24 protein-coding genes and 4 tRNA genes are annotated in these 25990 nt (G+C 64.5%); all 28 read right to left on the reverse strand.

Translation table 11 applies throughout. The annotated features are described in order from the left end of the window. Positions 1-2 precede the first annotated feature (2 nt). Entirely contained in the window at positions 3-722 is a 720-nt protein-coding gene (rpsC, locus tag ACSQ1W_RS13255) for a 30S ribosomal protein S3 (protein WP_056878821.1), read from the reverse strand. Between the two features lie 2 nt (positions 723-724). After that, positions 725-1060: a 50S ribosomal protein L22 gene (rplV, locus tag ACSQ1W_RS13260; RefSeq protein ID WP_055943295.1), complete on the reverse strand. Its 336-nt coding sequence runs from the start codon at positions 1058-1060 to the stop codon at positions 725-727. Positions 1061-1072: 12 nt separating this feature from the next. Further along, positions 1073-1348 carry a 30S ribosomal protein S19 gene (rpsS, locus tag ACSQ1W_RS13265; RefSeq protein WP_055941277.1) on the reverse strand — a complete coding sequence of 92 codons (276 nt, stop codon included), beginning with the start codon at positions 1346-1348 and terminating at the stop codon, positions 1073-1075. Positions 1349-1354: 6 nt separating this feature from the next. Next, complete coding sequence (gene rplB, locus ACSQ1W_RS13270) at positions 1355-2182, reverse strand: 50S ribosomal protein L2 (RefSeq protein WP_162338027.1); 828 nt, start codon at positions 2180-2182, stop codon at positions 1355-1357. A gap of 11 nt (positions 2183-2193) precedes the next feature. Then, positions 2194-2493 (reverse strand): 50S ribosomal protein L23, encoded by a 300-nt coding sequence (gene rplW / locus ACSQ1W_RS13275; protein WP_055941273.1) that lies wholly within the window; start codon positions 2491-2493, stop codon positions 2194-2196. After that, positions 2490-3095, reverse strand: coding sequence for a 50S ribosomal protein L4 (rplD, locus tag ACSQ1W_RS13280; RefSeq protein ID WP_192272441.1), 606 nt, complete (start codon positions 3093-3095; stop codon positions 2490-2492). Before rplD ends, rplW begins: the two co-directional genes overlap by 4 nt. An 11-nt stretch (positions 3096-3106) precedes the next feature. Beyond that, positions 3107-3760 (reverse strand): 50S ribosomal protein L3, encoded by a 654-nt coding sequence (gene rplC, locus ACSQ1W_RS13285; RefSeq protein WP_436044103.1) that lies wholly within the window; start codon positions 3758-3760, stop codon positions 3107-3109. A gap of 11 nt (positions 3761-3771) precedes the next feature. Then, positions 3772-4083, reverse strand: a complete 312-nt coding sequence (gene rpsJ / locus ACSQ1W_RS13290; protein WP_027070119.1) for a 30S ribosomal protein S10 — start codon at positions 4081-4083, stop codon at positions 3772-3774. Positions 4084-4600: 517 nt separating this feature from the next. Then, positions 4601-5791, reverse strand: coding sequence for an elongation factor Tu (gene tuf, locus ACSQ1W_RS13295; RefSeq protein ID WP_192272445.1), 1191 nt, complete (start codon positions 5789-5791; stop codon positions 4601-4603). 75 nt (positions 5792-5866) lie between these two features. Continuing rightward, on the reverse strand, positions 5867-7957 hold the full coding sequence (fusA, locus tag ACSQ1W_RS13300; protein WP_192272447.1) for an elongation factor G: 2091 nt from the start codon (positions 7955-7957) through the stop codon (positions 5867-5869). A gap of 177 nt (positions 7958-8134) precedes the next feature. Further along, complete coding sequence (gene rpsG / locus ACSQ1W_RS13305) at positions 8135-8602, reverse strand: 30S ribosomal protein S7 (protein WP_055945227.1); 468 nt, start codon at positions 8600-8602, stop codon at positions 8135-8137. Between the two features lie 12 nt (positions 8603-8614). Then, the gene (gene rpsL, locus ACSQ1W_RS13310) at positions 8615-8989 is read right to left on the reverse strand and encodes a 30S ribosomal protein S12 (protein ID WP_055945224.1); all 375 of its coding nucleotides are present in this window, start codon (positions 8987-8989) and stop codon (positions 8615-8617) included. Positions 8990-9223: 234 nt separating this feature from the next. Then, positions 9224-13456 carry a DNA-directed RNA polymerase subunit beta' gene (rpoC, locus tag ACSQ1W_RS13315; protein ID WP_436044106.1) on the reverse strand — a complete coding sequence of 1411 codons (4233 nt, stop codon included), beginning with the start codon at positions 13454-13456 and terminating at the stop codon, positions 9224-9226. A gap of 92 nt (positions 13457-13548) precedes the next feature. Then, complete coding sequence (gene rpoB, locus ACSQ1W_RS13320; protein ID WP_192272451.1) at positions 13549-17700, reverse strand: DNA-directed RNA polymerase subunit beta; 4152 nt, start codon at positions 17698-17700, stop codon at positions 13549-13551. Positions 17701-17937: 237 nt separating this feature from the next. Further along, positions 17938-18309: a 50S ribosomal protein L7/L12 gene (rplL, locus tag ACSQ1W_RS13325; protein WP_162338033.1), complete on the reverse strand. Its 372-nt coding sequence runs from the start codon at positions 18307-18309 to the stop codon at positions 17938-17940. Positions 18310-18369: 60 nt separating this feature from the next. Beyond that, positions 18370-18906, reverse strand: a complete 537-nt coding sequence (gene rplJ, locus ACSQ1W_RS13330; protein ID WP_192273911.1) for a 50S ribosomal protein L10 — start codon at positions 18904-18906, stop codon at positions 18370-18372. Between the two features lie 372 nt (positions 18907-19278). Then, entirely contained in the window at positions 19279-19977 is a 699-nt protein-coding gene (gene rplA / locus ACSQ1W_RS13335; protein ID WP_055945206.1) for a 50S ribosomal protein L1, read from the reverse strand. A gap of 3 nt (positions 19978-19980) precedes the next feature. Further along, positions 19981-20409, reverse strand: coding sequence for a 50S ribosomal protein L11 (rplK, locus tag ACSQ1W_RS13340; RefSeq protein ID WP_055945202.1), 429 nt, complete (start codon positions 20407-20409; stop codon positions 19981-19983). Between the two features lie 200 nt (positions 20410-20609). Further along, positions 20610-21167: a transcription termination/antitermination protein NusG gene (gene nusG, locus ACSQ1W_RS13345; protein ID WP_192272453.1), complete on the reverse strand. Its 558-nt coding sequence runs from the start codon at positions 21165-21167 to the stop codon at positions 20610-20612. Between the two features lie 13 nt (positions 21168-21180). Continuing rightward, positions 21181-21570, reverse strand: a complete 390-nt coding sequence (gene secE, locus ACSQ1W_RS13350; RefSeq protein WP_436044109.1) for a preprotein translocase subunit SecE — start codon at positions 21568-21570, stop codon at positions 21181-21183. A 60-nt stretch (positions 21571-21630) separates the two neighbouring features. Next, positions 21631-21706, reverse strand: a tRNA-Trp gene (locus ACSQ1W_RS13355). Between the two features lie 99 nt (positions 21707-21805). Continuing rightward, the gene (tuf, locus tag ACSQ1W_RS13360) at positions 21806-22996 is read right to left on the reverse strand and encodes an elongation factor Tu (RefSeq protein WP_192272445.1); all 1191 of its coding nucleotides are present in this window, start codon (positions 22994-22996) and stop codon (positions 21806-21808) included. Positions 22997-23032: 36 nt separating this feature from the next. Then, positions 23033-23108 (reverse strand) — tRNA-Thr (locus ACSQ1W_RS13365). Positions 23109-23160: 52 nt separating this feature from the next. Further along, a tRNA-Gly gene (locus ACSQ1W_RS13370) sits at positions 23161-23234 on the reverse strand. Positions 23235-23272: 38 nt separating this feature from the next. Continuing rightward, positions 23273-23358: transfer RNA gene (locus ACSQ1W_RS13375), tRNA-Tyr, on the reverse strand. A 109-nt stretch (positions 23359-23467) separates the two neighbouring features. Further along, a complete protein-coding gene (gene ychF, locus ACSQ1W_RS13380) occupies positions 23468-24559 on the reverse strand; it encodes a redox-regulated ATPase YchF (RefSeq protein WP_436044110.1) in 1092 nt (363 codons plus the stop codon). Between the two features lie 87 nt (positions 24560-24646). Then, on the reverse strand, positions 24647-25228 hold the full coding sequence (gene pth, locus ACSQ1W_RS13385; protein ID WP_436044112.1) for an aminoacyl-tRNA hydrolase: 582 nt from the start codon (positions 25226-25228) through the stop codon (positions 24647-24649). Positions 25229-25279: 51 nt separating this feature from the next. After that, positions 25280-25933, reverse strand: a complete 654-nt coding sequence (locus tag ACSQ1W_RS13390; RefSeq protein ID WP_192272463.1) for a 50S ribosomal protein L25/general stress protein Ctc — start codon at positions 25931-25933, stop codon at positions 25280-25282. Between the last annotated feature and the right edge of the window lie 57 nt (positions 25934-25990).

Raw genomic sequence — 25990 nt, forward strand, 5'->3', positions numbered from 1 at the left:
GATTACCTCGCGTCGCGGTCACGAGCCGGGCGCGACGGACGTTCGCTGCGCTCGGGGCGCGCGTCGTCCTGCTTCTCCTGACCCACCTGGCTGAAATCGAAGATTTCGCCCTTGTAGACCCACACCTTGATGCCGATGATGCCGTAGGTGGTCTTCGCCTCGGCAAAACCGTAATCGATGTCGGCACGCAGCGTGTGCAGCGGCACGCGGCCTTCGCGGTACCACTCCGAACGGGCGATTTCCGCACCGTTCAAGCGGCCGGCGACGTTGACCTTGATGCCCAGGGCACCCAGGCGCATCGCATTGCCCACGGCGCGCTTCATGGCGCGACGGAACATGATGCGGCGTTCCAGCTGCTGCGCGATCGATTCGGCCACCAGCTGGGCGTCCAGCTCGGGCTTGCGCACTTCGGTGACGTTGATGTGCGCCGGGACGCCCATCAGGTCGCTCACTTCCTTGCGCAGCTTCTCGATGTCCTCACCGCGCTTGCCGATCACCACGCCCGGACGGGCGGTGTGGATGGTCACGCGGGCGGTCTTGGCCGGACGCTCGATCAGGATCTTGGAAATGCCCGCCTGCGCCAGCTTCTTGCGAAGCATCTCGCGCACCTTCAGGTCCGCGGCGAGGTAGTCGGCGTAGTCGCGCTTGTTGGCGAACCACTTGGAATTCCAGTCCTTGGCGATGCCCAGGCGGATACCGGTCGGATGAACTTTGTGACCCATACTTATTTGCCCTCGCCCACGACCACGGTGATGTGGCTGGTGCGCTTCAGAATGCGGGTGCCACGGCCCTTGGCGCGGGCCATGAAACGCTTCAGCATCGGACCTTCGTCGACCATGATGGTCTTGACCTTCAGCTCGTCGACGTCGGCGCCCTGGTTGTTCTCGGCGTTGGCGATGGCGGACTCCACGACCTTCTTGATCAGGTGGGCAGCCTTCTTGTCCGAGAACTTCAGCAGGTTGACGGCGCGTTCGGCCGGCAGGCCACGCACCTGGTCAGCGACCAGGCGGGCCTTCTGGGGGGAGATGCGCGCAGTGCGCAGGATGGCTTTCGCTTCCATGGTCATCTCTCCTTACTTCTTGCCGCCGGCTTTCTTGTCGCCACCGTGACCCTTGAAGGTACGGGTGACGGCAAATTCGCCGAGCTTGTGGCCGACCATGTTCTCGTTGACCAGCACCGGAACGTGGTTCTTGCCGTTGTGGATGGCGATCGTGAAGCCCACCATTTCCGGCAGGATCATCGAACGGCGCGACCAGGTCTTGATCGGCTTCTTGCTGCCGCCCGCGGCCTCCACCTTCTTGACGAGGTGGTGATCGACGAACGGGCCCTTCTTGAGTGAACGTGCCATGGTCGATTAGCCCCTACGATCGCGGACGATGAATTGCTGCGTGCGCTTGTTCTTGCGCGTCTTGTAACCCTTGGTCGGCACACCCCACGGGGTGACCGGATGCGGATTACCCTGGCCGGCCTTGGCTTCACCACCACCGTGCGGGTGGTCGACCGGGTTCATGGCCGCACCGCGGACGGTCGGCTTGATACCACGCCAGCGCTTCGCACCGGCCTTGCCGAGCTTCTCCAGGCTGTGCTCGTCGTTGCCGACTTCGCCAACCGTGGCGCGGCACTCGACCTGCACCTTGCGCATTTCGCCGGAGCGGAGGCGCAGCGTGGCGAAGCCCTGCTCGCGGGCGACCAGCTGCACGGCGGCGCCGGCGGCGCGGGCGATCTGTGCGCCCTTGCCGGGCTTCAGCTCGATGCCGTGGATCGTCGTACCGACCGGGATATTGCGCAGCGGCAGCGTGTTGCCGGCCTTGATCGGGGCATCGCTACCGGCGATGACCTGGTCACCGGCCTTCAGGCCCTTCGGGGCGATGATGTAGCGACGCTCGCCATCGACGTAGCACAGCAGCGCGATGTGCGCGGTGCGGTTGGGATCGTATTCGATCCGCTCCACACGCGCCGGGATGCCTTCCTTGTCGCGCTTGAAGTCGATGATGCGGTAATGCTGCTTGTGGCCACCGCCGATATGACGGGTGGTGATGCGACCGTGGTGGTTGCGACCGCCGGACTTGCTCTGCTTCTCGAGCAGCGCAGCATGCGGAGCACCCTTGTGCAGGTCGGGCGTCACCACGCGGACCGCCGAACGGCGACCGGGGGAGGTGGGCTTGAATTTCATCAATGGCATGTGGGTCTACCTCAGGCCTTGGCCGACACGTCGATGGCCTGACCATCGGCCAGACGCACGTACGCCTTGCGCCAGTCGCCGCGGCGGCCGGCGCGGTTACGGAAGGACTTGTTCTTGCCCTTGACGTTGACCACGTTGACCGTCTCGACCTTGACGTCGAACAACTGCTCGACCGCGGCCTTCACATCGGCCTTGGTGGCATCGTTCGAGACTTCGAAGACGTATTGGTTGGAGAGTTCCTGCAGGCGCACGGTCTTTTCGGAGACGCGCGGAGCACGCAGCACGGCAAAAATCTTTTCGTTGCTGATCATGCCAGCCACTCCTCGATCTTCTTGACGGCGTCGGCCGTGATCAGCACGGAGTCGGCACCGACCAGCGCCGCCGGGTCCAAGCCCTGCACGTCGCGCACTTCCACGTAGGGAAGGTTGCGGGCGGACAGGTACAGGTGCTCGGAGGCATCTTCGGTGACGATCAGCGGACGCCGACCCAGGTCCAGGCCCTTCAGCTTTTCAACCAGGGCGCTGGTTTTGGTGGCGTCCACGTCGAACGCTTCCACGACCTTCAGGCGGTTCTGGCGGTTCAGCTCGGACAGGATCGAGCTGATGGCCGCGCGGTACATCTTGCGGTTGACCTTCTGCGCGAAGCTGCGCGGCTTGGCCGCGAAGGTCACGCCGCCGCCGACGAAGATCGGCGCGGTCAGGGCGCCGTGACGAGCACCGCCACCCTTCTGCTTCTTGGACTTCTTGGTGGTGCCGTTCACTTCGGCGCGCGTCTTCTGCGCCTTGGTGCCGGCACGACCGGCGTTGCGGTAGGCAACGACGACCTGGTGGACCAGATCTTCGCTGAATTCGCGGCCGAACACGTCGTCGGAGACCGACAGCTTGTTGGCGCTACCTGTAATGGCTAGTTCCATGGTCGTTCTCCTCAACCCTTGCTCGCCGGACGCACGATCACGTCGCCACCCGGCGCACCCGGCACGGCGCCGCGAACGGCGATCAGGCCGCGCTCGGCGTCCACGCGGACGACTTCCAGGTTCTGCGTGCTCTGCTGCACGGCCCCCATGTGGCCCGACATCTTCTTGCCCGGGAACACGCGGCCCGGCGTCTGGCGCTGACCCAGCGAACCCGGCGCGCGATGCGACAGCGAGTTACCGTGGGTAGCGTCACCCATGCGGAAGTTCCAGCGCTTGATGGTGCCCTGGAAGCCCTTGCCCTTGGTGACGCCCTGGACGTCGACGATCTGGCCGACTTCGAAGATGTCAGCCTTGATCTCGCCGCCGACGGCGAAGTCGCCCAGCTTGTCGGCTTCCACGCGCAGCTCCCACAGGCCACGACCGGCTTCGACCTTGGCCTTGGCCAGGTGACCGGCGACCGGCTTGGTGATCAGCGAGGCGCGACGGCTGCCCACGGCGACCTGCACGGCGCTGTAGCCGTCGGCTTCCGGGGTCTTGATCTGGGTGATGCGGTTCGGGGTAGCTTCGATCAGCGTCACCGGAATGGACTTGCCATCTTCGGTGAACACGCGGGTCATGCCAGCCTTGCGGCCGACGAGACCCAACGAATATTTCTTCGCGGTCATGGTCGTGGGCCTCAGGTCAGCTTGATCTGCACGTCGACGCCAGCCGCGAGCTCGAGCTTCATCAGCGCGTCCACGGTCTTGTCGTTGGGATCGACGATGTCGAGCACGCGCTTGTGCGTGCGGGTTTCGTACTGGTCACGCGCGTCCTTGTCGACGTGCGGGGAAACCAGGATGGTGTAGCGCTCGATCTTGGTCGGCAGCGGGATCGGGCCGCGCACTTGCGCGCCGGTCCGCTTGGCTGTCTCGACGATCTCGCTGGCCGAGCGGTCGATCAGACGATGATCGTACGCCTTGAGCCGGATTCGGATCTTTTGGTCCGCCATGACGGTGTTCCTTCGTTAAAGAGCGACGGGCGCGGCCTCTGGGATGCCTTGCCCCGGTTAGTCCAAGCTGTTCCAGTTCCCCACCGTCCGCGTGAACTCCACGGACGGAAAGTGCCGGAATCGGCCGGGGATCTTCCTGAAAAACTAGGCAGGCCGGTAAACCGGCCCGCCCAGACATGAAAGTATAGGACGCGTGACGCACCCCGTCAACCACCGAGGCACCCCGCCCGACCCGAAGGCCTGCAGGAAGGCACGCGACACTCCGTGTCTGGCGAACACGAGGCGCTTCCTGCACCTCTTTTCGCGGTAGAACCAACGGCCTCCCAGGGGGCGCTGGCGGATCAAGCGATTCCTATCGGGCCAACCGGCTTTCAAGGGGCGCGCATCATAGCGCATATTTTGCCGTTTTGCAGCATTTCCATCCCGTTACGAATGGATTTCTGCAAACAAAAGGCGGACCGAGGTTCCGGTCCGCCCTTGTCGCTGTCCGGCGAGTCCTCGCCGGGACCGCAGGGGCTTACTTGATGATCTTGGCCACCACGCCGGCGCCGACCGTACGACCGCCTTCGCGGATCGCGAAGCGCAGGCCTTCGTCCATCGCCACCGGGTTGATCAGGGTGACCACCATCTTGATGTTGTCACCCGGCATCACCATTTCCACGCCTTCCGGCAGGGTCACGGCGCCCGTGATGTCGGTCGTGCGGAAGTAGAACTGCGGACGGTAGCCCTTGAAGAACGGGGTGTGACGGCCGCCTTCGTCCTTGCTCAGCACGTAGACTTCGGCTTCGAACTCGGTGTGCGGGGTGATCGAACCCGGCTTGGCCAGCACCTGGCCACGCTCCACGTCGTCACGCTTGGTGCCGCGCAGCAGCAGACCGGCGTTGTCGCCCGCCTGACCCTGGTCCAGCAGCTTGCGGAACATTTCCACGCCCGTGACCGTGGTCTTCTGGGTCGGACGGATACCGACGATTTCGATTTCCTCGCCCACCTTGATCACGCCGCGCTCGATACGGCCGGTCACCACGGTGCCGCGGCCCGAGATCGAGAACACGTCTTCCACCGGCATCAGGAACGGCTTGTCGACGTCGCGCTCCGGGGTCGGGATCCAGGTGTCCAGCGCATCGACCAGCTTCAGGATCGCCGGCACGCCGATTTCGCTCTGGTCGCCTTCCAGCGCCAGACGGGCCGAGCCCGAGATGATCGGGGTGTCATCGCCCGGGAACTCGTACTTGCTCAGCAGTTCACGGACTTCCATTTCGACCAGCTCGAGCAGCTCGGCGTCGTCCACCATGTCGGCCTTGTTCAGGAACACGACGATGTACGGCACACCGACCTGGCGCGAGAGCAGGATGTGCTCGCGGGTCTGCGGCATCGGGCCGTCAGCGGCCGAGCACACCAGGATCGCGCCGTCCATCTGGGCAGCACCGGTGATCATGTTCTTCACGTAGTCGGCGTGGCCGGGGCAATCCACGTGCGCGTAGTGGCGCGAGGCGGATTCGTATTCCACGTGGGCCGTGGAGATCGTGATGCCGCGCGCCTTCTCTTCCGGCGCCGCGTCGATCGCGTCATAGGCCTTGAACTCGCCACCGAAACGCTCCGCGCCGATCTTCGTCAGCGCCGCCGTCAGCGTCGTCTTGCCGTGGTCAACGTGACCAATCGTGCCCACGTTCACGTGGGGCTTGGTGCGTTCGAACTTACCCTTTGCCATTGTCTTCTACCTTGTTATGCGTGATTCGTGACGGGAATGCAGGGCATCGCGACCGCGATGCCCTGCCCCAAACTCTTAGTTCTTCTTGACGACCGCGTCGGCGATGTTGGCCGGCGCTTCCGCGTAGTGGTCGAACTCCATCGAGAACGTGGCGCGACCCTGCGACATCGAACGCAGCGTGGTGGCGTAGCCGAACATTTCGCCCAGCGGCACCATCGCGGCGATCACCTTGCCGGACGGACTGTCGTCCTGACCCTGCAGGATGCCGCGACGACGGCTCACGTCGCCCATCACGTCGCCCAGATAGTCTTCCGGGGTGACGATCTCGACCTTCATCATCGGCTCCAGCAGGACCGGCTGGGCCTTGCTGAAAGCTTCCTTGAAGGCCATCGAGCCGGCGACCTTGAACGCCATTTCGTTGGAGTCGACGTCATGGAACGAACCGTCCACGGCCTTGATGGCGATGTCGACCACCGGGAAGCCGGCCAGCGGGCCGCTCTTCATGGCGTCTTCGATGCCCTTACCGGCAGCGGCAACGTATTCCTTCGGCACGACGCCGCCGACGATGGCGCTCTCGTACGAGAAGCCCACGCCACGCTCGACCGGCGACATTTCGATGACGATGTGGCCGTACTGGCCGCGACCGCCCGACTGGCGCACGAACTTGCCGTCCTGCTTGACCGACTTGCGGATGGTCTCGCGGTAGGCCACCTGCGGCTTGCCGACGTTGGCTTCCACGTTGAACTCGCGCTTCATGCGGTCCACCAGGATTTCCAGGTGCAGCTCGCCCATGCCCGAGATGATCGTCTGGCCGGATTCTTCGTCCGTCTTGACGCGGAACGAGGGATCTTCCTGTGCCAGGCGGCCCAGGGCCAGACCCATCTTTTCCTGGTCGGACTTGGTCTTCGGCTCCACTGCCATCGAGATGACGGGCTCCGGGAACACCATGCGCTCCAGGGTGATGATGTGGTCCAGCGAGCACAGCGTGTCACCGGTGGTGACGTCCTTTAGGCCGACGGCTGCGGCGATGTCACCGGCGCGCACTTCCTTGATTTCATCGCGCTGGTTGGAGTGCATCTGCAGGATGCGACCCACACGCTCCTTCTTCGACTTGACCGGGTTGTACACCGCGTCGCCGGAGTTCAGCACGCCCGAATAGACGCGGAAGAACGTCAGCGAACCCACGAACGGATCCGTCATGATCTTGAACGCCAGCGCCGAGAACGGCTCGTTGTCGCCCGCCTTGCGGCTGTCTTCCTTCTCGTTCTCGTCGATGCCCTGCACCGGCGGACGATCGGTCGGCGACGGCAGCAGCTGGATCACGCCGTCGAGCATGGCCTGCACGCCCTTGTTCTTGAACGCGGAACCGCAGTAGACCGGGATCACCTCCACCTTCAGCGTGCGCTCGCGCAGGCCGGCGATGATTTCGGCTTCGGACAGGTCGCCCTCATTGAGGTACTTGTCCATCAGCTCTTCGCTGGCTTCCGCGGCCGCTTCGACCATGAAGGCACGGTCCGCCGCGGCCTTGTCGGCCAGCTCGGCAGGAATGTCGCGGTACTCGAACTTGGTGCCCTGCGAAGCCACATCCCAGTGGATGTACTTCATCTTGAGCAGGTCGATGACGCCCTCGAAGCCGTCTTCGGCACCGACCGGCACCTGCATCGGCACCGGGTACGCACCCAGGCGCGTCTTCAGCTGGTCGACGACCTTGAAGAAGTCGGCACCGGTACGGTCCATCTTGTTGACGAACGCGAGGCGCGGCACAGCGTACTTGTTGGCCTGGCGCCACACGGTCTCGGACTGCGGCTGCACGCCGCCGACGGCGCACAGCACGAACACCGCGCCGTCGAGCACGCGCAGCGAACGCTCGACTTCGATGGTGAAGTCGACGTGGCCGGGGGTGTCGATGATGTTGAAGCGGTGCTGCGGCAGGGACTTGTCCATGCCCGTCCAGAACGCCGTGGTGGCGGCGGACGTGATGGTGATGCCGCGCTCCTGCTCCTGCTCCATCCAGTCCATGGTCGCGGCACCGTCGTGCACTTCACCGATCTTGTGGCTGACGCCGGTGTAGAACAGGATGCGCTCGGACGTGGTGGTCTTGCCGGCGTCGATGTGCGCCATGATGCCGAAATTGCGGTAACGCTCGATGGGAGTGGTGCGAGCCACGACAGTCTCTCTTTTCTGATGGAGGGCCAGCGGGATGCGGGGGCCTTCCGTGGAGGGCGGATCTTCAGATGGCCGAATGCCGCCTTTCGGCGGCCTTCGGTGCGGGGCGCGGAATGCGCGCCCCAAGTGGCACCTAGATGGTGCCGATGACCCTTGCTTGCAAGGGTCCGGAGGCCGTTACCAGCGGTAGTGCGCGAACGCCTTGTTCGCTTCCGCCATGCGGTGGGTCTCTTCACGCTTCTTGATGGCGCCGCCGCGGTTCTCGGAGGCATCCAGCAGTTCGGCGGCCAGCTTGCGCGGCATGGTGTTCTCGCCACGCTTGCGCGCGGACTCGATCAGCCAGCGCATCGCCAGCGCCATGCGGCGCGACGAACGCACTTCGACCGGCACCTGATAGGTGGCACCGCCGACGCGGCGCGACTTCACTTCGACGGCCGGCGACACGTTGTCCAGCGCCTTCTCGACCAGCTCGAGGGCGTTGGGGTTCTTTTCGCCAATGACGTCCATGGCGCCATAGACGATCTTCTCGGCGACCGACTTCTTGCCGCTCAGCATCACCATATTGATGAAGCGGGCAATCGTCTGGCTGCCGTGCTTGGGGTCCGGCAGGATTTCACGTTGGGGGGCAGAGCCTTTGCGCGACATGATTCTTTTTCCTTAAGCCTTGGGACGCTTGGCGCCGTACTTGGAACGGCCCTGGCGACGCTTGGCGACGCCCGAGGCGTCGAGCGAGCCGCGCACGGTGTGGTAGCGCACGCCCGGCAGATCCTTCACACGGCCGCCACGCACGAGCACCACGGAGTGCTCCTGCAGGTTGTGACCTTCACCGCCGATGTAGCTGATGATTTCTTCCTGGTTGGTCAGGCGCACCTTGGCGACCTTGCGAAGCGCCGAGTTCGGCTTCTTCGGGGTGGTCGTATAGACACGGGTGCACACGCCGCGACGCTGCGGGCAGTTGTCCAGCGCGGGCGACTGGCTCTTGTACGTGGGGGCCTGCCGCGGCTTGCGGACCAGCTGATTGACGGTTGCCATAGTGGATTCTTCGTGTGAAGGCCGGAGCCTTGTTTGACATGAAAACGAAGGCAGGCCGTATGACGGCCCACCTAGACGGAAAAGTATAGCCGGCAACCCGCCCGACCGTCAACGCGACGGAGGTAGGTGCCTGCCAACTGACTGCGATCCCGCCCTTCCTGGGCCGAAAACGAGGCGCGTCCTGCGCCTCTTTTCGTGGTCTGGGACGGCCCGAGGGCCGTCAGGTAGTACGGTTTAGCTGGCGCTGGACTCCTCGCCGGCTTCGTCGGTGGCCACGGCCGCGGCCGCCGGAGCGGACTCGGTGCTGCCGCCCGACAGGGCATTCACTTCCGCCTCGGTCAGGCCGGAAGCATTGCGGCGGCGCTGGTTGTGGTACGCCAGGCCGGTGCCGGCCGGGATGAGCCGGCCGACGATGACGTTTTCCTTCAGGCCGCGCAGCGTGTCGCGGGTACCGCGAACGGCCGCCTCGGTCAGCACGCGGGTGGTCTCCTGGAACGACGCCGCCGAGATGAACGACTCGGTCGCCAGCGAGGCCTTGGTGATACCCAGCAGGACCGGATCGTACTTCGCGGGCAGCTCGTTGCGGGCCAGCAGCTTGGCGTTCTCTTCGATGAAACGCTGCTTCTCGACCTGCTCGCCGGCCAGGAACTTGCTGTTGCCGGCGTCGGTGATTTCCACCTTGCGCAGCATCTGGCGGGTGATGACCTCGATGTGCTTGTCGTTGATCTTCACGCCCTGCAGGCGGTAGACGTCCTGGATTTCCTTGACCAGGTAGGCCGCCAGCGGCTCGACACCCAGCAGGCGCAGGATGTCCTGCGGGCTCGGCTCGCCGTCCACGATGGTTTCGCCCTTGGCCACGTGCTCGCCTTCGAACACGATGATCTGGCGGAACTTCGGGATCAGCTCCTCGTGCTCCGAACCATCGGTGTCCTTGATGATCAGGCGCTGCTTGCCCTTGGTGTCCTTGCCGAAGCTGATGACACCCGAGCGCTCGGCCAGGATCGCGGGATCCTTCGGCTTGCGGGCTTCGAACAGGTCGGCGACGCGCGGCAGACCACCGGTGATGTCGCGGGTCTTCGACGCTTCCTGCGGCACCTTGGTGACCACGTCACCCACGCCGACGGGCGCGCCGTCCTGCAGGTTGACGATCGAGCGCGGCGGCAGCAGGTACTGCGCCGGCAGGTCGGTACCGGGAATGCTGAGGTCCTTGCCGTCCTTGTCCACGATGCGGACGATCGGACGCAGGTCCTTGCCCTGCGAACCGCGACGCTTCGGATCGGTGATCTCGCGCGACGCCAGACCGGTCAGGTCGTCGGTTTTCTCGATAACGGTGACGCCGTCGACGAAGTCGACGAAGCGCACGAAACCGGCCACTTCCGAGACGATCGGGTGGTTGTGCGGATCCCAGTTGGCCACGGCCTGGCCGGCGGTGATCTGGTCGCCGTCCTTGACGTTGATGGTGGCGCCGTAGGGCAGCTTGTAGCGCTCGCGCTCGCGACCATGGCCGTCGAGTACCGACAGTTCGCCCGAACGCGAGACCGCGACCAGGCTGCCGTTCGCGTGCTCGACGAACTTCAGGTTGTTGAACTTGATCGAGCCGGTCGTCTTGACGGTGATGTTGTCCACGGCAGCGGCACGCGATGCGGCACCACCGATGTGGAACGTACGCATGGTCAGCTGGGTGCCGGGCTCGCCGATCGACTGCGCGGCGATGACGCCGACCGCTTCACCGATGTTGACGATGTGGCCACGGGCCAGGTCGCGGCCGTAGCAGTGTGCGCAGACGCCGAAGTTGGATTCGCAGGTGATGGTGGAACGCACCTTCAGGGCCTGCACACCCGCATCTTCCAGCTTCTGCACCCACGCTTCGTCGAGCAGCGTGTTGCGGGTGACGATCGGATCCTCGTCGTTGCCCGGCAGGAACACGTCCTCGGCCACGATACGGCCCAGCACGCGGTCGCGCAGCGGCTCGACCACGTCGCCACCTTCCACGATCGGGGTCATGGTCAGGCCTTCGGTGCCGCCGCAGTCGACCTCGGTGATCACCACGTCCTGCGCCACGTCGACCAGGCGACGGGTCAGGTAACCGGAGTTCGCCGTCTTCAACGCGGTGTCGGCCAGACCCTTACGGGCACCGTGCGTGGAGTTGAAGTACTCCTGCACGTTCAGGCCTTCGCGGAAGTTCGCCTTGATGGGCGTCTCGATGATCGAGCCGTCGGGACGGGCCATCAGGCCGCGCATGCCGGCCAGCTGGCGGATCTGCGCCTGGCTACCACGGGCACCGGAGTCGGCCATGATGTACAGCGAGTTCATCGACTTCTCGTTGATGGTCTCGCCCTTGGCGTTCTGCACCTTGTCGGTACCGATGGTGTCCATCATCGCCTTGGCGATGCGCTCGTTGGTGCGCGACCAGATGTCGACCACCTTGTTGTAGCGCTCGCCGGCGGTGACCAGACCGCTCTGGTACTGCTCCTGGATTTCCAGCACTTCCTGTTCGGCTTCGCCCAGGATGCCCTTCTTCTCGGCCGGGATCAGCATGTCGTCGATGCCGATGGAGACGCCGGCGCGCGTGGCGTACGCGAAGCCGGTGTACATCAGCTTGTCGGCGAACACGACCGTGTCCTTCAGGCCCAGCATGCGGTAGCTGGAGTTGATCAGGCGGCTGATGGCCTTCTTGTTCAACTCGGTGTTGACCAGCGCGAACGGCAGGCCTTCCGGCAGGATCTCGGCGAGCAGCGCGCGACCGATCGTGGTCTCCACGATGCTGGTCTGCTGGCTGCGGCCGCCTTCCTCGTCGATCACGGTGCCGCTGATGCGGACCTTGACCTTCGCGTGCAGCTCGACGGCGCGGTTGTCGTAGGCGCGCTTGACTTCGGCGATGTTGGCGAACGCCATGCCCTCGCCCTTCTTGTTCTCCAGCGCGCGGGTCATGTAGTACAGGCCCAGCACGACGTCCTGCGACGGCACGATGATCGGCTCGCCGTTGGCGGGCGACAGGATGTTGTTGGAGGACATCATCAGCGCGCGCGCTTCAAGCTGGGCTTCCAGCGAGAGCGGCACGTGGACGGCCATCTGGTCACCGTCGAAGTCGGCGTTGAACGCGGTGCAGACCAGCGGGTGCAGCTGGATGGCCTTGCCTTCGATCAGCACCGGCTCGAACGCCTGGATGCCCAGGCGGTGCAGCGTCGGTGCGCGGTTCAGCAGCACCGGGTGCTCGCGGATGACCTCTTCCAGGATGTCCCAGACGTCGGCTTCTTCGCGCTCGACCAGCTTCTTGGCGGCCTTGATGGTGGTGGCCAGGCCGCGACGCTGCAGCTTGGCGAACACGAACGGCTTGAACAGCTCCAGCGCCATCTTCTTCGGCAGGCCGCACTCGTGCAGGCGCAGGGTCGGACCGACCACGATGACCGAACGGCCGGAGTAGTCGACGCGCTTGCCCAGCAGGTTCTGGCGGAAGCGACCCTGCTTGCCCTTGATCATGTCGGCCAGCGACTTCAGCGGACGCTTGTTGGTGCCGGTGATGGCGCGGCCGCGACGGCCGTTGTCCATCAGGGCGTCAACCGACTCCTGCAGCATGCGCTTTTCGTTGCGCACGATGATGTCCGGCGCATTGAGTTCCAGCAGGCGGCGCAGGCGGTTGTTGCGGTTGATGACGCGGCGGTACAGGTCGTTCAGATCGGAGGTCGCGAAGCGGCCGCCGTCCAGCGGGACCAGCGGACGCAGGTCCGGCGGCAGCACCGGCAGCACGGTCATGACCATCCATTCCGGACGGTTGCCCGACTCCAGGAACGCTTCCATCAGCTTGATGCGCTTGGTGAGGCGCTTGAGCTTGGTTTCCGAACCGGTGCTGGCGATGTCCTCGCGCAGGTTCACCATCTCGGCCTGCAGGTCGATCGTGCGCAGCAGGTCGTAGACGGCCTCGGCGCCCATGGCGGCGTCGAAGTCGTCGCCGTGTTCCTGGCGCGCCTGCATGAACTGCTCTTCGGTCAGCAGCTGGCGGCGCTCGAGCGAGGTCAGGCCCGGCTCGGTGACGACATAGGCTTCGAAGTACAGCACGCGCTCGATGTCGCGCAGGGTCATGTCCAGCATCAGGCCGATGCGCGACGGCAGCGACTTGAGGAACCAGATATGCGCGACCGGGCTGGCCAGGTCGATGTGGCCCATGCGCTCGCGGCGCACCTTGGCCAGCGTCACTTCCGTGCCGCACTTCTCGCAGACCACACCGCGGTGCTTCATGCGCTTGTACTTGCCGCACAGGCACTCGTAGTCCTTGATCGGGCCGAAGATGGCCGAGCAGAACAGGCCGTCGCGTTCCGGCTTGAAGGTACGGTAGTTGATGGTTTCCGGCTTCTTCACTTCGCCGAAGGACCACGAACGGATCAGGTCCGGCGAGGCCAGCGCGATCTTGATCGCGTCGAAGTCCAGCGTCTGGCGCTGCTGGTTGAAGAGGTTGAGCAGGTCTTTCATGGTGTTTCTCCGTCAGGAGGAATCTTTGTCGATGGCGGGTTGACCAGGGTCGATCGGCGCAGCGGCAGGTCAGTGCCGCCGCGCCACATCGATCAGTCTTCCAGCTCCATGTTGATGGCGAGCGAGCGGATTTCCTTCACCAGCACGTTGAAGGATTCCGGCATGCCCGCGACCATCTCGTGGGCACCATCGACGATGTTCTTGTACATCTGGTTGCGGCCCTGCACGTCGTCCGACTTGACCGTCAGCATTTCCTGCAGGGTGTGCGCCGCGCCGTAGGCTTCCAGCGCCCAGACTTCCATTTCACCGAAGCGCTGGCCGCCGAACTGCGCCTTGCCGCCCAGCGGCTGCTGGGTGACGAGCGAGTACGGGCCGGTGGAGCGCGCGTGCATCTTGTCGTCGACCAGGTGGTTCAGCTTCAGCATGTGCATGTAGCCGACCGTGGTGTGGCGATCGAACGCCTCGCCGGTACGGCCGTCGAACAGCTGCGTCTGGCCGCTGATCGGCAGGTCCGCGAGCTCGAGCATGTGCTTGATTTCGGTTTCCGCGGCACCGTCGAACACCGGGGTGGCCATCGGCACGCCGTCGGTCAGATTCTTCGCCAGCGCGATCAGTTCCGCATCGCTGAACTGGTCCAGGTCCACGCGGTCCTCGCCCAGTTTCTGGTCGTGGTTGTAGATCTGGGTCAGGAACTTGCGCAGGTCGGCCACCTTGGCCTGGGCTTCCAGCATCTCCTGGATCTTGCGACCCAGGCCCTTGGCGGCCCAGCCCAGGTGCACTTCCAGCACCTGGCCGATGTTCATACGCGACGGCACGCCCAGCGGGTTCAGCACGATGTCCACGGTCTCGCCGGTGGCCATGTACGGCATGTCCTCGACGGGCACGATGGTCGACACGACACCCTTGTTGCCGTGGCGGCCGGCCATCTTGTCGCCCGGCTGGATGCGGCGCTTCACGGCCAGGTAGACCTTGACCATCTTCAGCACGCCCGGGGCGAGGTCGTCGCCGGCGGTGATCTTGCCGCGCTTGTCGGCGAAGCGACGCTCGAACTCCTTCTCGTGCGCCTGGATCTGCATCTGGGCGCGCTCGATGGCGTCGGACGCGTCATCGTCCTTCATGCGCAGGGTGAACCACTCGGACTTCTTCAGGCCGTCGAGGTAGGCGTCGGAGATCGCGTCGCCCTTCTTCAGCGTGCCCGGACCGCCGTTGGCGACCTTGCCGACCAGCTGCGAACGCAGGCGGGCGTAGATGGCTCCTTCGAGGATGCGGAACTGGTCGTCGAAGTCCTTCTTGACGCGCTTGATCTCGTTTTCCTCGATCTGGCGCGCACGCTTGTCCTTCTCGATGCCGTCGCGGGTGAAGACCTGCACGTCGATGACGGTACCGTCCATGCCCGGCGGCACGCGCAGCGAGCTGTCCTTCACGTCCGAAGCCTTCTCGCCGAAGATCGCGCGCAGCAGCTTCTCTTCCGGGGTCAGCTGGCTCTCGCCCTTCGGCGTGACCTTGCCGACCATGATGTCGCCGGCGCGCACTTCCGCACCGATGTACACCACGCCGCTCTCGTCGAGGCGGTTCAGTGCCTGCTCGGAGACGTTCGGGATATCGGCGGAGATTTCCTCCGGCCCCAGCTTGGTGTCGCGCGCGACGCAGGTCAGCTCTTCGATGTGGATCGTGGTGTAGCGATCCTCTTCCACCACGCGCTCGGAGAGCAGGATGGAGTCTTCGAAGTTGTAGCCGTTCCACGGCATGAACGCGATCAGCATGTTCTGACCAAGCGCCAGCTCGCCGATGTCGGTCGAAGGACCGTCGGCCAGCACGTCGCCGCGCGCGACCACGTCACCCACGTTCACCAGCGGACGCTGGTTGATGCAGGTGTTCTGGTTGGAGCGCGTGTACTTGATCAGCGAGTAGATGTCGACGCCGGCATCGGTTTCGCCGGAGATCTCGACCTCGTTGACCTTCACCACGATGCGGCCGGCGTCGATCTGCTCGACCACGCCGCCACGACGGGCGTTCACGGTCACGCCCGAGTCGCGCGCCACGGCGCGCTCGATACCGGTACCGACCAGCGGCTTCTGCGCACGCAGCGTCGGCACGGCCTGGCGCTGCATGTTGGCGCCCATCAGTGCGCGGTTGGCGTCATCGTGCTCCAGGAACGGCACCAGCGCCGCGGCGACCGACACGGTCTGCATCGGCGAGACGTCCATGTAGTCCACTTCGCTCGGCGGCTTCAGCAGCGACTCGCCCTGGTAGCGGCACGGCACGAACTGCTCGGTCAGGCGGCTCTTGGCGTCATGCAGCGCGTTGGCCTGCGCGATGACGTACTCGTTCTCTTCGATCGCCGACAGGTACTCGATCTCGTCGGTGATCGTGCCGTCCACGACCTTGCGGTACGGCGTCTCGAGGAAGCCGTAGCTGTTGGTGCGCGCGTACACGGCCAGCGAGTTGATCAGGCCGATGTTCGGGCCTTCCGGCGTCTCGATGGTGCAGACGCGGCCGTAATGGGTCGGATGCACGTCGCGGACTTCGAAGCCGGCGCGCTCGCGGGTCAGGCCGCCCGGGCCGAGGGCCGAGACGCGACGCTTGTGCGTGACTTCCGACAGCGGGTTGTTCTGATCCATGAACTGCGACAGCTGCGAGGAGCCGAAGAACTCCTTGATCGCGGCGGCCACGGGCTTGGCGTTGATCAGTTCCTGCGGGGTAAGACCCTCGGACTCCGCCATCGACAGGCGTTCCTTCACGGCGCGCTCGACGCGGACCAGGCCCACGCGGAACACGTTCTCGGCCATTTCGCCGACCGAACGCACGCGACGGTTGCCCAGGTGGTCGATGTCGTCGACGGTGCCGCGGCCATTGCGGATCTCGGTCAGGACCTTGATGACGTCCAGGATGTCCGAGGTCTCGCCCAGGCTGGCGACCAGGCGCTTGGCTTCTTCGTCGTTGCGCGCACCGAAGTACTTCTTGTCGTACAGCACGGCTTCGCCGGTGGTTTCCTTGCGGCCCACGCGGCGGTTGAACTTCATGCGGCCGACGTTCGACAGGTCGTAGCGCTCGAACGTGAAGAACAGGTTGTGGAACAGGTTCTGCGCAGCATCCTTGGTCGGCGGCTCGCCGGGACGCATCATGCGGTAGATCTCGACCAGCGCTTCCAGCTGGGTCTTGGTCGGATCGATGCGCAGGGTGTTGGACAGGTACGGACCACGGTCCAGGTCGTTGACCCACAGCGTGCCCACGGCGTCCACGCCGGCCTTGCGGAACTTGGCCAGCTGGTCATCGGTGATCTCGTCGTTGGCGGCGGCCAGCAGCTCGCCGGTGTTCGCGTCGATCACGTCGTGCGACAGGATGCGGCCAACCAGATACTCATCCGGCACGGCCAGCGCGGCGATGCCGGACTGTTCCAGCTGCTTCACGTGACGCGCGGTGATGCGCTTGCCGGCTTCCACGATGACCTTGTCGCCATCGGCCAAGTCGAAGTTCAGCGTCTCGCCGCGCAGGCGCTCGGAGACCAGCTCCAGCTGCACGCCTTCCGGCAGGATGTGGAAGGTGTTGACGTCGAAGAACTCGTTGAGCATCTCCTCGTTGGAGTAGCCCAGCGCACGCAGCAGGATCGAGACCGGCAGCTTGCGGCGACGGTCGATACGCGTGAACAGCGCGTCCTTCGGGTCGAACTCGAAGTCCAGCCAGGAGCCGCGGTAAGGAATGATGCGGGCGCTGTACAGCAGCTTGCCCGAGCTGTGCGTCTTGCCGCGGTCGTGGTCGAAGAACACGCCCGGCGAACGGTGCAGCTGCGAGACGATGACGCGCTCGGTACCGTTCACGATGAAGGTGCCGTTGTCGGTCATCAGCGGGATTTCGCCCAGATAGACCTCCTGCTCCTTCACGTACTTGATGGCCTTGGTCGACGACTCGCGGTCGTAGATCACCAGGCGCACGGTGACGCGCAGCGGGGCGCCGTAGCTCAGGCCACGATTGCGGCACTCGCGCTCGTCGAACACGGGCTCGCCGAGCTTGTAGCCGACGTATTCCAGCGCGGCGTTGCCGCTGTAGCTGGCGATCGGGAAGACCGACTTCAGCGCAGCGTGCAAGCCACGGTCTTCGCGCTTGGCGGGATCGGTGTGCTCCTGCAGGAACTCACGGTAGGAGTCGACCTGGATGGCCAGCAGGAACGGGACCTCGAGGATCGACCGCTGCTTGCCGAAATCCTTGCGGATGCGCTTCTTCTCGGTGAACGAATATGTCGTCATGTTGACTGTGCCTTTGGCAGCGTGGGGCGCGCGTCCGCGACCACACGGGGGACATTCTTTCGAACGGGGGAATTTTCAGTTGGAAGTCGCTGGTATTGCCGGCACCAGCACGCCTTCTGCCGCTACTTCCAACTACAAACTCGCGTTTACATCGCTACGTCTTGAAACGACCGAAGGCCAGGGGCTTTCGCCCCCGGCCTCGGGTTGTCGCCTGGGTGAACCGGCGACGGATACGACTTACTTGACTTCGACGCTCGCACCAGCGGCTTCGAGTTCCTTCTTGAACTTGTCGGCGTCTTCCTTCGACACGCCTTCCTTCAGCACGCCGCCGGCCTCGGTGAGGTCCTTGGCTTCCTTCAGGCCCAGGCCGGTGATTGCGCGGACAGCCTTGATGACGTCGACCTTCTTGGCACCGGCGTCCTTCAGGACGATGGTGAACTCGGTCTGCTCTTCGACCGGGGCGGCGGCAGCGGCCGGACCGGCAGCAGCGGCGACCGGGGCGGCGGCGGAAACGCCGAACTTCTCTTCGATGGCCTTGACCAGCTCCATCACTTCCATCAGGGTCTTGCCGGCAATGGCGTCGACGATCTGTTCGTTGGAAAGGGACATTGTGTTTACCTTTGGAAATTATCTGGGATTAGGGTTCGTAGAACCGTAAAGACGTCGAACTCAGGCTTCAGCCGGGGCTTCTGCAGCGGCTTCCGCCGGTGCATCGCCACCACCCTGCTGATCGGCCACGGCCTTGACGGCGCGGGCGAACATCGTGGCGGGCTCGGCCAGCACGCGGGCCAGCATGGCCAGCGCCTGATCACGGGTCGGCAGCGATGCCAGGACTTCCACATGGCTGGCCGGATACAGCTGGCCACCCACGGAGACGACCTTCGGCTGCAGCTTGTCGTTACCCTTGGCGAATTCCTTGATCAGGCGACCGGCAGCGCCGGGCTCCTCGGTCGAAAACGCATACAGCAGCGGACCGACGAGCTTGTCCTGGACAACCTCGAATTCGGTACCGGCGATGGCACGCACGGCCAGGGTGTTCTTGACAACTTTCAAGAACACGCCGGTCTCGCGAGCCTTCTTGCGCATCGCGGTCATCTGGGTGACCGTGGTGCCTGCGTATTCGGCAGCGACCAGGGAGTGCGCCTTGGAGGCGACGTCTGCCAGTTCGGCGACTACTTCTTGCTTCTGGGACAGATTGAGAGCCATACACTCCTCACTAATTGACTCCGCTCGCGGCTCCTGCCGCTCGCGGTCCTGGACGGCGTCCATCCTGGATGCCGGGGACTTGCGGTCCCGTCGGTGGCCTGTCTGACTGGCCGGCCTTGCGGCCAGCACCAGAAAACTTCCAGAAGGCGGCACCATCTGCGCAGGCGCACTCCCTGACGGGAATGGATTAAGCGATCCCGCTAGCCACGACGGCGATTCCCTGCCAACACGAGCCTCCGTGCCCGTCGTCGTTGCGCGCTGACCGCACCTGCGGTCTTTGACGGCTGTCGCTTGCACCGGGACCCCGGCCTGGGCGACTGCCCTCAAAATTCGTTGCGCCCTGTCCCGCGTCGCGGGACAGGGGTGATGCGATTACTTCAGGGACAGCGAGGACTGGTCCACGGTCACGCCGGGGCCCATGGTCGAGCTGACCGAGATCTTCTGCAGGTACTGACCCTTCGAGGTGGCCGGCTTGGCCTTCACCAGGTCGATCAGCAGCGCCTGCAGGTTCGACTTCAGCGCTTCGTCCTCGAAGCTGGCCTTGCCGATGGTGCAGTGGATGATGCCGGCCTTGTCGGTGCGGTAACGCACCTGGCCCGACTTGGCGTTCTTGACCGCCTCGGCCGGGTTCGGCGACACGGTGCCGACCTTCGGGTTCGGCATCAGGCCGCGCGGGCCCAGCACCGTACCGAGCTTACCGACCACGCGCATCGCGTCCGGCGTGGCGATGACCACGTCGTAGTTGATGTCGCCGGCCAGCATCTTCTCGGCCAGGTCGTCCATGCCGACGGCTTCGGCGCCAGCGGCGGCGGCTTCGTCAGCCTTCGCGCCGGCCGGGGCGAACACCGCCACGCGGACCGACTTGCCGGTACCGGCGGGCAGCACGGTCGAACCGCGCACCTGCTGGTCGGACTTCTTGGCGTCCACGCCCAGGCGAACGGCGACGTCCACGGACTCGACGAACTTGGACTTGACCGCGGTCTTGATGATCTTCAGGGCCTCGTCAATGGCGTACGCCTTGCCGGGGGTCACGGCGGCCAGGATGGCCTTCTGTCGCTTGTTCTGTGCCATCTCTTAACCCTCTACCGTCAGGCCCATGGAGCGGGCCGAACCCGCGATCGTGCGCACCGCTGCGTCCAGGTCGGCCGCGGTCAGGTCGGGCTCCTTCGCCTTGGCGATGTCCTCGAGCTGCTTGCGGGTGACCTTGCCCACCTTCTCGGTGTTCGGGCGCTTGGAGCCGGACGTGATGCCGACGGCCTTCTTCAGCAGGATCGACGCCGGCGGCGTCTTCGTGATGAAGGTGAACGTACGGTCGGAATAGGCCGTGATGACCACCGGAATCGGCAGGCCCGGCTCCAGCTTCTGCGTGGCGGCGTTGAACGCCTTGCAGAATTCCATGATGTTCAGGCCGCGCTGACCCAGCGCAGGACCGACCGGCGGCGAGGGGTTGGCCTGACCGGCCTTCACCTGCAGCTTGATGTAACCGACAACTTTCTTTGCCATGTGAGTACTCTCCGGGTGCTAGCGCCTGGGTAACAGGCTCCCCATCGGACCGGGAAAATCACGCGTCCCGGCATCGCGTTTTCTTGAACGCACCAATGGCCGCCCGAAGGCGGCCATGGCTCCTGCCCGGCATCGCCGTCAGGGAGCCGCGCAGTATATCAGGGTTTTACGGCTCCGGCCGAACCTGCCGGGCCGCCGGATCAGGCCTTCTCGACCTGACCGAACTCCAGCTCCACCGGGGTGGAACGGCCGAAGATCAGCACCGCGACCCGCAGGCGGCTCTTCTCGTAATTGACTTCCTCGACCACGCCATTGAAGTCGTTGAACGGGCCGTCGGTGACGCGCACCATCTCGCCCGGCTCGAACAACACCTTGGGCCGGGGCTTCTCGACGCCTTCCTGGACGCGATCGAGGATGGCGGCAGCCTCTTCGTCGCGGATCGGCAGCGGACGGTCCGCGGTGCCGCCAATGAAGCCGAGAACCTTGGAGGTGTCCTTCACCAGGTGCCAGCTCTCGTTGTCCATGCGCGGGATACCCGCCTCATCATGGGTTTCGATCTGGACCAGCACGTAGCCCGGGAAAAACTTGCGCTCGGAACGGCGCTTCTGGCCGGAGCGCATTTCCACGACTTCTTCGGTCGGGACCAGGACATCGCCGAACTTTTCCTGCATGTCGTCGCGGACGATGCGGTCGCGGAGGGCCTGGGCCACCGACTTCTCGAAGCCCGAGTAGGCATGGACGACATACCAACGCTTCACTGTGGCACTCTCCTCAACGGCCAAAATTCAGGAACAGCTCGATCGCCTTCTGGATGCCGAAATCGAAGGCAGCCAGGATCAGGCTGAGGATGATGACCACAATGACGACCACCCAGGTCGTGCGGGTCGCTTCCTCACGGGTCGGCCACACCACCTTGCGCAGCTCGAAGCGGGATTCGGACAGGAACTCGCGCGTATCGCGACCCTTGCCGGTCTGCAGGAACACCAGCACACCCAGCACCAGGCCAGCCACCACCGCCAGCGCACGCACCGGCGTGGCCCACTGGCCGTTGAACCACCACCATGCGACCAGCCCGGCCACGACCAGCGCAAGCGCCAGGACGTACTTGGCGATGTCGGCTGCAGGCGTGCCGGCTTTGGATTGTTCGACCTTGCTGTTCAAGTCAATTGTCGCTCTTTGCTTTGGGGAGCACCGGGGACCCGGGCTCCGCGAGGAAGGAAGTGGCACGCCAGGAGGGACTCGAACCCCCAACCTGCGGTTTTGGAGACCGCTGCTCTGCCAATTGAGCTACTGGCGTATCGATTTGCTACAACCTTCCCTTAGACGGCGAAGGCGGACCGAGGTTCCGGTCCGCCCTTGTCGCTGTCCGGCGAGTCCTCGCCGGGACCGCAGGGGCTTACTTGATGATCTTGGCCACCACGCCGGCGCCGACCGTACGACCGCCTTCGCGGATCGCGAAGCGCAGGCCTTCGTCCATCGCCACCGGGTTGATCAGGGTGACCACCATCTTGATGTTGTCACCCGGCATCACCATTTCCACGCCTTCCGGCAGGGTCACGGCGCCCGTGATGTCGGTCGTGCGGAAGTAGAACTGCGGACGGTAGCCCTTGAAGAACGGGGTGTGACGGCCGCCTTCGTCCTTGCTCAGCACGTAGACTTCGGCTTCGAACTCGGTGTGCGGGGTGATCGAACCCGGCTTGGCCAGCACCTGGCCACGCTCCACGTCGTCACGCTTGGTGCCGCGCAGCAGCAGACCGGCGTTGTCGCCCGCCTGACCCTGGTCCAGCAGCTTGCGGAACATTTCCACGCCCGTGACCGTGGTCTTCTGGGTCGGACGGATACCGACGATTTCGATTTCCTCGCCCACCTTGATCACGCCGCGCTCGATACGGCCGGTCACCACGGTGCCGCGGCCCGAGATCGAGAACACGTCTTCCACCGGCATCAGGAACGGCTTGTCGACGTCGCGCTCCGGGGTCGGGATCCAGGTGTCCAGCGCATCGACCAGCTTCAGGATCGCCGGCACGCCGATTTCGCTCTGGTCGCCTTCCAGCGCCAGACGGGCCGAGCCCGAGATGATCGGGGTGTCATCGCCCGGGAACTCGTACTTGCTCAGCAGTTCACGGACTTCCATTTCGACCAGCTCGAGCAGCTCGGCGTCGTCCACCATGTCGGCCTTGTTCAGGAACACGACGATGTACGGCACACCGACCTGGCGCGAGAGCAGGATGTGCTCGCGGGTCTGCGGCATCGGGCCGTCAGCGGCCGAGCACACCAGGATCGCGCCGTCCATCTGGGCAGCACCGGTGATCATGTTCTTCACGTAGTCGGCGTGGCCGGGGCAATCCACGTGCGCGTAGTGGCGCGAGGCGGATTCGTATTCCACGTGGGCCGTGGAGATCGTGATGCCGCGCGCCTTCTCTTCCGGCGCCGCGTCGATCGCGTCATAGGCCTTGAACTCGCCACCGAAACGCTCCGCGCCGATCTTCGTCAGCGCCGCCGTCAGCGTCGTCTTGCCGTGGTCAACGTGACCAATCGTGCCCACGTTCACGTGGGGCTTGGTGCGTTCGAACTTACCCTTTGCCATGGCTGCTGGTTCTCGAGTGGATCAAATGGATGGAAGTGGTGCTCACGAAAGGAATCGAACCTTCGACCTCCTCCTTACCAAGGAGGTGCTCTACCGACTGAGCTACGTGAGCGTGAAACCGGTTGTGTTGCCTGGATTGCCGCTGGTCCTGCACGGGTGTTCAGTGGAGCGGGAGACGGGAATCGAACCCGCACTAGTAGCTTGGAAGGCTACAGTTCTACCATTGAACTACTCCCGCACCGGGAGACCACTACAACTCGAAACAACAACGAAAACTGGTGGAGGGAGGTGGATTCGAACCACCGAAGGCGTAAGCCAGCAGATTTACAGTCTGCCCCCGTTGGCCGCTTGGGTATCCCTCCGGGATCACCGGACTGACCCGGCCGGGAGGCCAAATCAAACCAGGGTGAAACAGCCCGAGATTTTGGCGTGTGCCGACACGTCTGTCAACGCGTCCGGGACACTTTTTTCTCAGACATTGAACCGGAAATGCAGGACATCGCCTTCCTGCACGCGATATTCCTTGCCTTCCAGGCGCAGGCGGCCGGCGTCACGGGCACCGGCTTCGCCCTTGTACTTGAGGAAGTCGTCGAACGCGATGGTCTCGGCGCGGATGAAGCCCTTCTCGAAATCGGTATGGATCACCGCCGCTGCCTGGGGAGCCGTGGAGCCACCCCGCACCGTCCAGGCCCGCACTTCTTTCACGCCCGCGGTGAAGTAGGTCTGCAGGCCCAGCAGGGTGTAGGCCGCGCGGATCACCCGGTTCAGGCCCGGCTCGTCCAGCCCCAGGTCGGCCAGGAAGGCATCGCGGTCGGCGTCGTCGAGCTGGGACAGCTCTTCTTCGATCGCCGCCGAGACCGGCACCACCTGGGCGCCCTCGGTCGCGGCGCGCGCGCGCACGGCGTCCAGGTGCGGGTTGTTCTCGAAGCCGTCCTCGAGCACGTTGGCCACGTACATCACCGGCTTCAGCGTCAGCAGGAACAGGTCGCGGACCAGCGCCTTCTCTTCGTCATCCAGACCCAGCGCGCGACCCGGCTTGCCATCGTTGAGTCCGGCCTGCAGCTTCTGCAGCACGGGCTTACGGGCGATGGCGTCCTTCTCGCCCTGCTTGGCCGAGCGCTCTGCACGATTCAGCGCTTTCTCGACGCTATCGAGGTCCGCCAAGGCCAGCTCGGTATCGATGGTGTCGATATCCGAGATCGGATCGATGCGGTTGTTGACGTGGATGACGTCGTCGTTCTCGAAGCAGCGCACCACATGGGTGATCGCGTCCACCTCGCGGATGTGCGCCAGGAACTTGTTGCCCAGGCCTTCACCACTGGCCGCACCCGCCACCAGACCGGCGATGTCGACGAACTCGACCGCCGTCGGGATGACCTTCTGCGGCTTGACGATCTCGGCCAGCTGGTTGAGGCGCAGGTCCGGCACCGGCACCACGCCGACGTTCGGCTCGATAGTGCAGAACGGGAAGTTGGCCGCGGCGATGCCCGCCTTGGTCAGCGCATTGAACAGGGTGGACTTGCCGACGTTCGGCAGACCCACGATGCCGCATTTGATGCCCATGTCTACTTCCCGGATTCGTGATTCTTCACTCGTGATTGGCGATTCGCGACGCATGTCGCCCGCAAATCGCCAATCACCAGTGACCCATCACGTCTTCTGCGTGTGCAGCCGTGTCATCGCATCCATGAAGTTGCCGGCCACTGCCAGCGGCAGCACGTCCACCGCATCGTCGATCGCCCGCGCGATCAGGATTTCATCGTCCTTGCCCGGCTTGCCCAGTACCCAGCCGGTCACCCGATCCTTGTGCCCCGGATGGCCGATACCGATCCGCAGCCGGTGGAATTTGCCGTGCCCGAGATGCTGGATGGTGTCGCGCAGACCGTTCTGGCCCCCGTGGCCGCCATCGAACTTCAGTCGTGCGGCGCCCGGTGCGAGATCCAGCTCATCATGCGCGAGCAGGGCCTCTTCCGGCGCGATCTTCCAGAAGCGCAGTGCGGCGGCTACCGACTTGCCGCTGAGATTCATGTAGGTGGCCGGCTTCAGCAACCACACCGGCTGACCCGCAATCACGACCTTGGCGGTCTCGCCGAACAGCTTGAAGTCCAGCCCGAACCGCTCACCCTGCCGTTCCGCCAGGGCGTCGACAAAATGGAACCCGGCGTTGTGCCGGGTTCGGGCATGTTCGGCACCGGGATTGCCCAGTCCGACGATGAGGCGCAAGCCTGCCATGGAGACGCATCACGCGCCTGCGCCCGCCGAGGCGGGCGCAGGATCACGCGATTACTTGTCGTCCTTCTTGGCGACCTTCGAAGCCGGCACGTCGGCCGACTCGGCCGGCGCTTCTTCGGCTTCTTCCTTGCCGTGCTTGGCGATCACGACGGCGACGTCGTGTTCCTTGCCCAGCTTCAGCTCGGGGATGGTCACGCCGGCCGGCAGCTTGACGTCGGACAGGTGGATCACCGCACCGATGGCCAGGTCGGCCAGGTCGATCTCGATGAATTCCGGCAGGTCCTTCGGCAGGCACTCGACGACGACTTCGTTCAGCTCGTGGGTGACCACGACTTCGGCGGACTTGCCGGCCGGCGACTTGTCTTCGTTGAGGAAGTGCAGCGGCACCGCGGTGCGCAGCGTCTCGTTCTCGTTCACGCGCTGGAAGTCCAGGTGCATGATCTGCTGCTTGAACGGATGGCGCTGCATGTCACGCAGCAGCACCTTCTGGATGTCGCCGTTGAGGCTCAGGTCCAGGATCGACGAGTAGAACCAGTCGTGCTGGGAGGCCAGCCAGACTTCGTTGTGGTTCAGCTGGATGCTGACCGGCTTCAGTTCGCCACCGTAAACGATGGCAGGCACGGTGCCCGCGTGACGGAGGCGGCGGCTCGCACCCTTACCCTCGTCTTCGCGGCGCTCGACCTTGATTTCATGCGTCTTAGCCATTTTCTTCACTACCTAGTTGTTGGACCGCCCTTCGGCGATCTGATGAAAGGTTCACCC

It is taken from the genome of Pseudoxanthomonas sp. LjRoot143 (assembly GCF_964252945.1).
In the GTDB taxonomy this organism is placed as follows: Bacteria; Pseudomonadota; Gammaproteobacteria; order Xanthomonadales; family Xanthomonadaceae; genus Pseudoxanthomonas_A.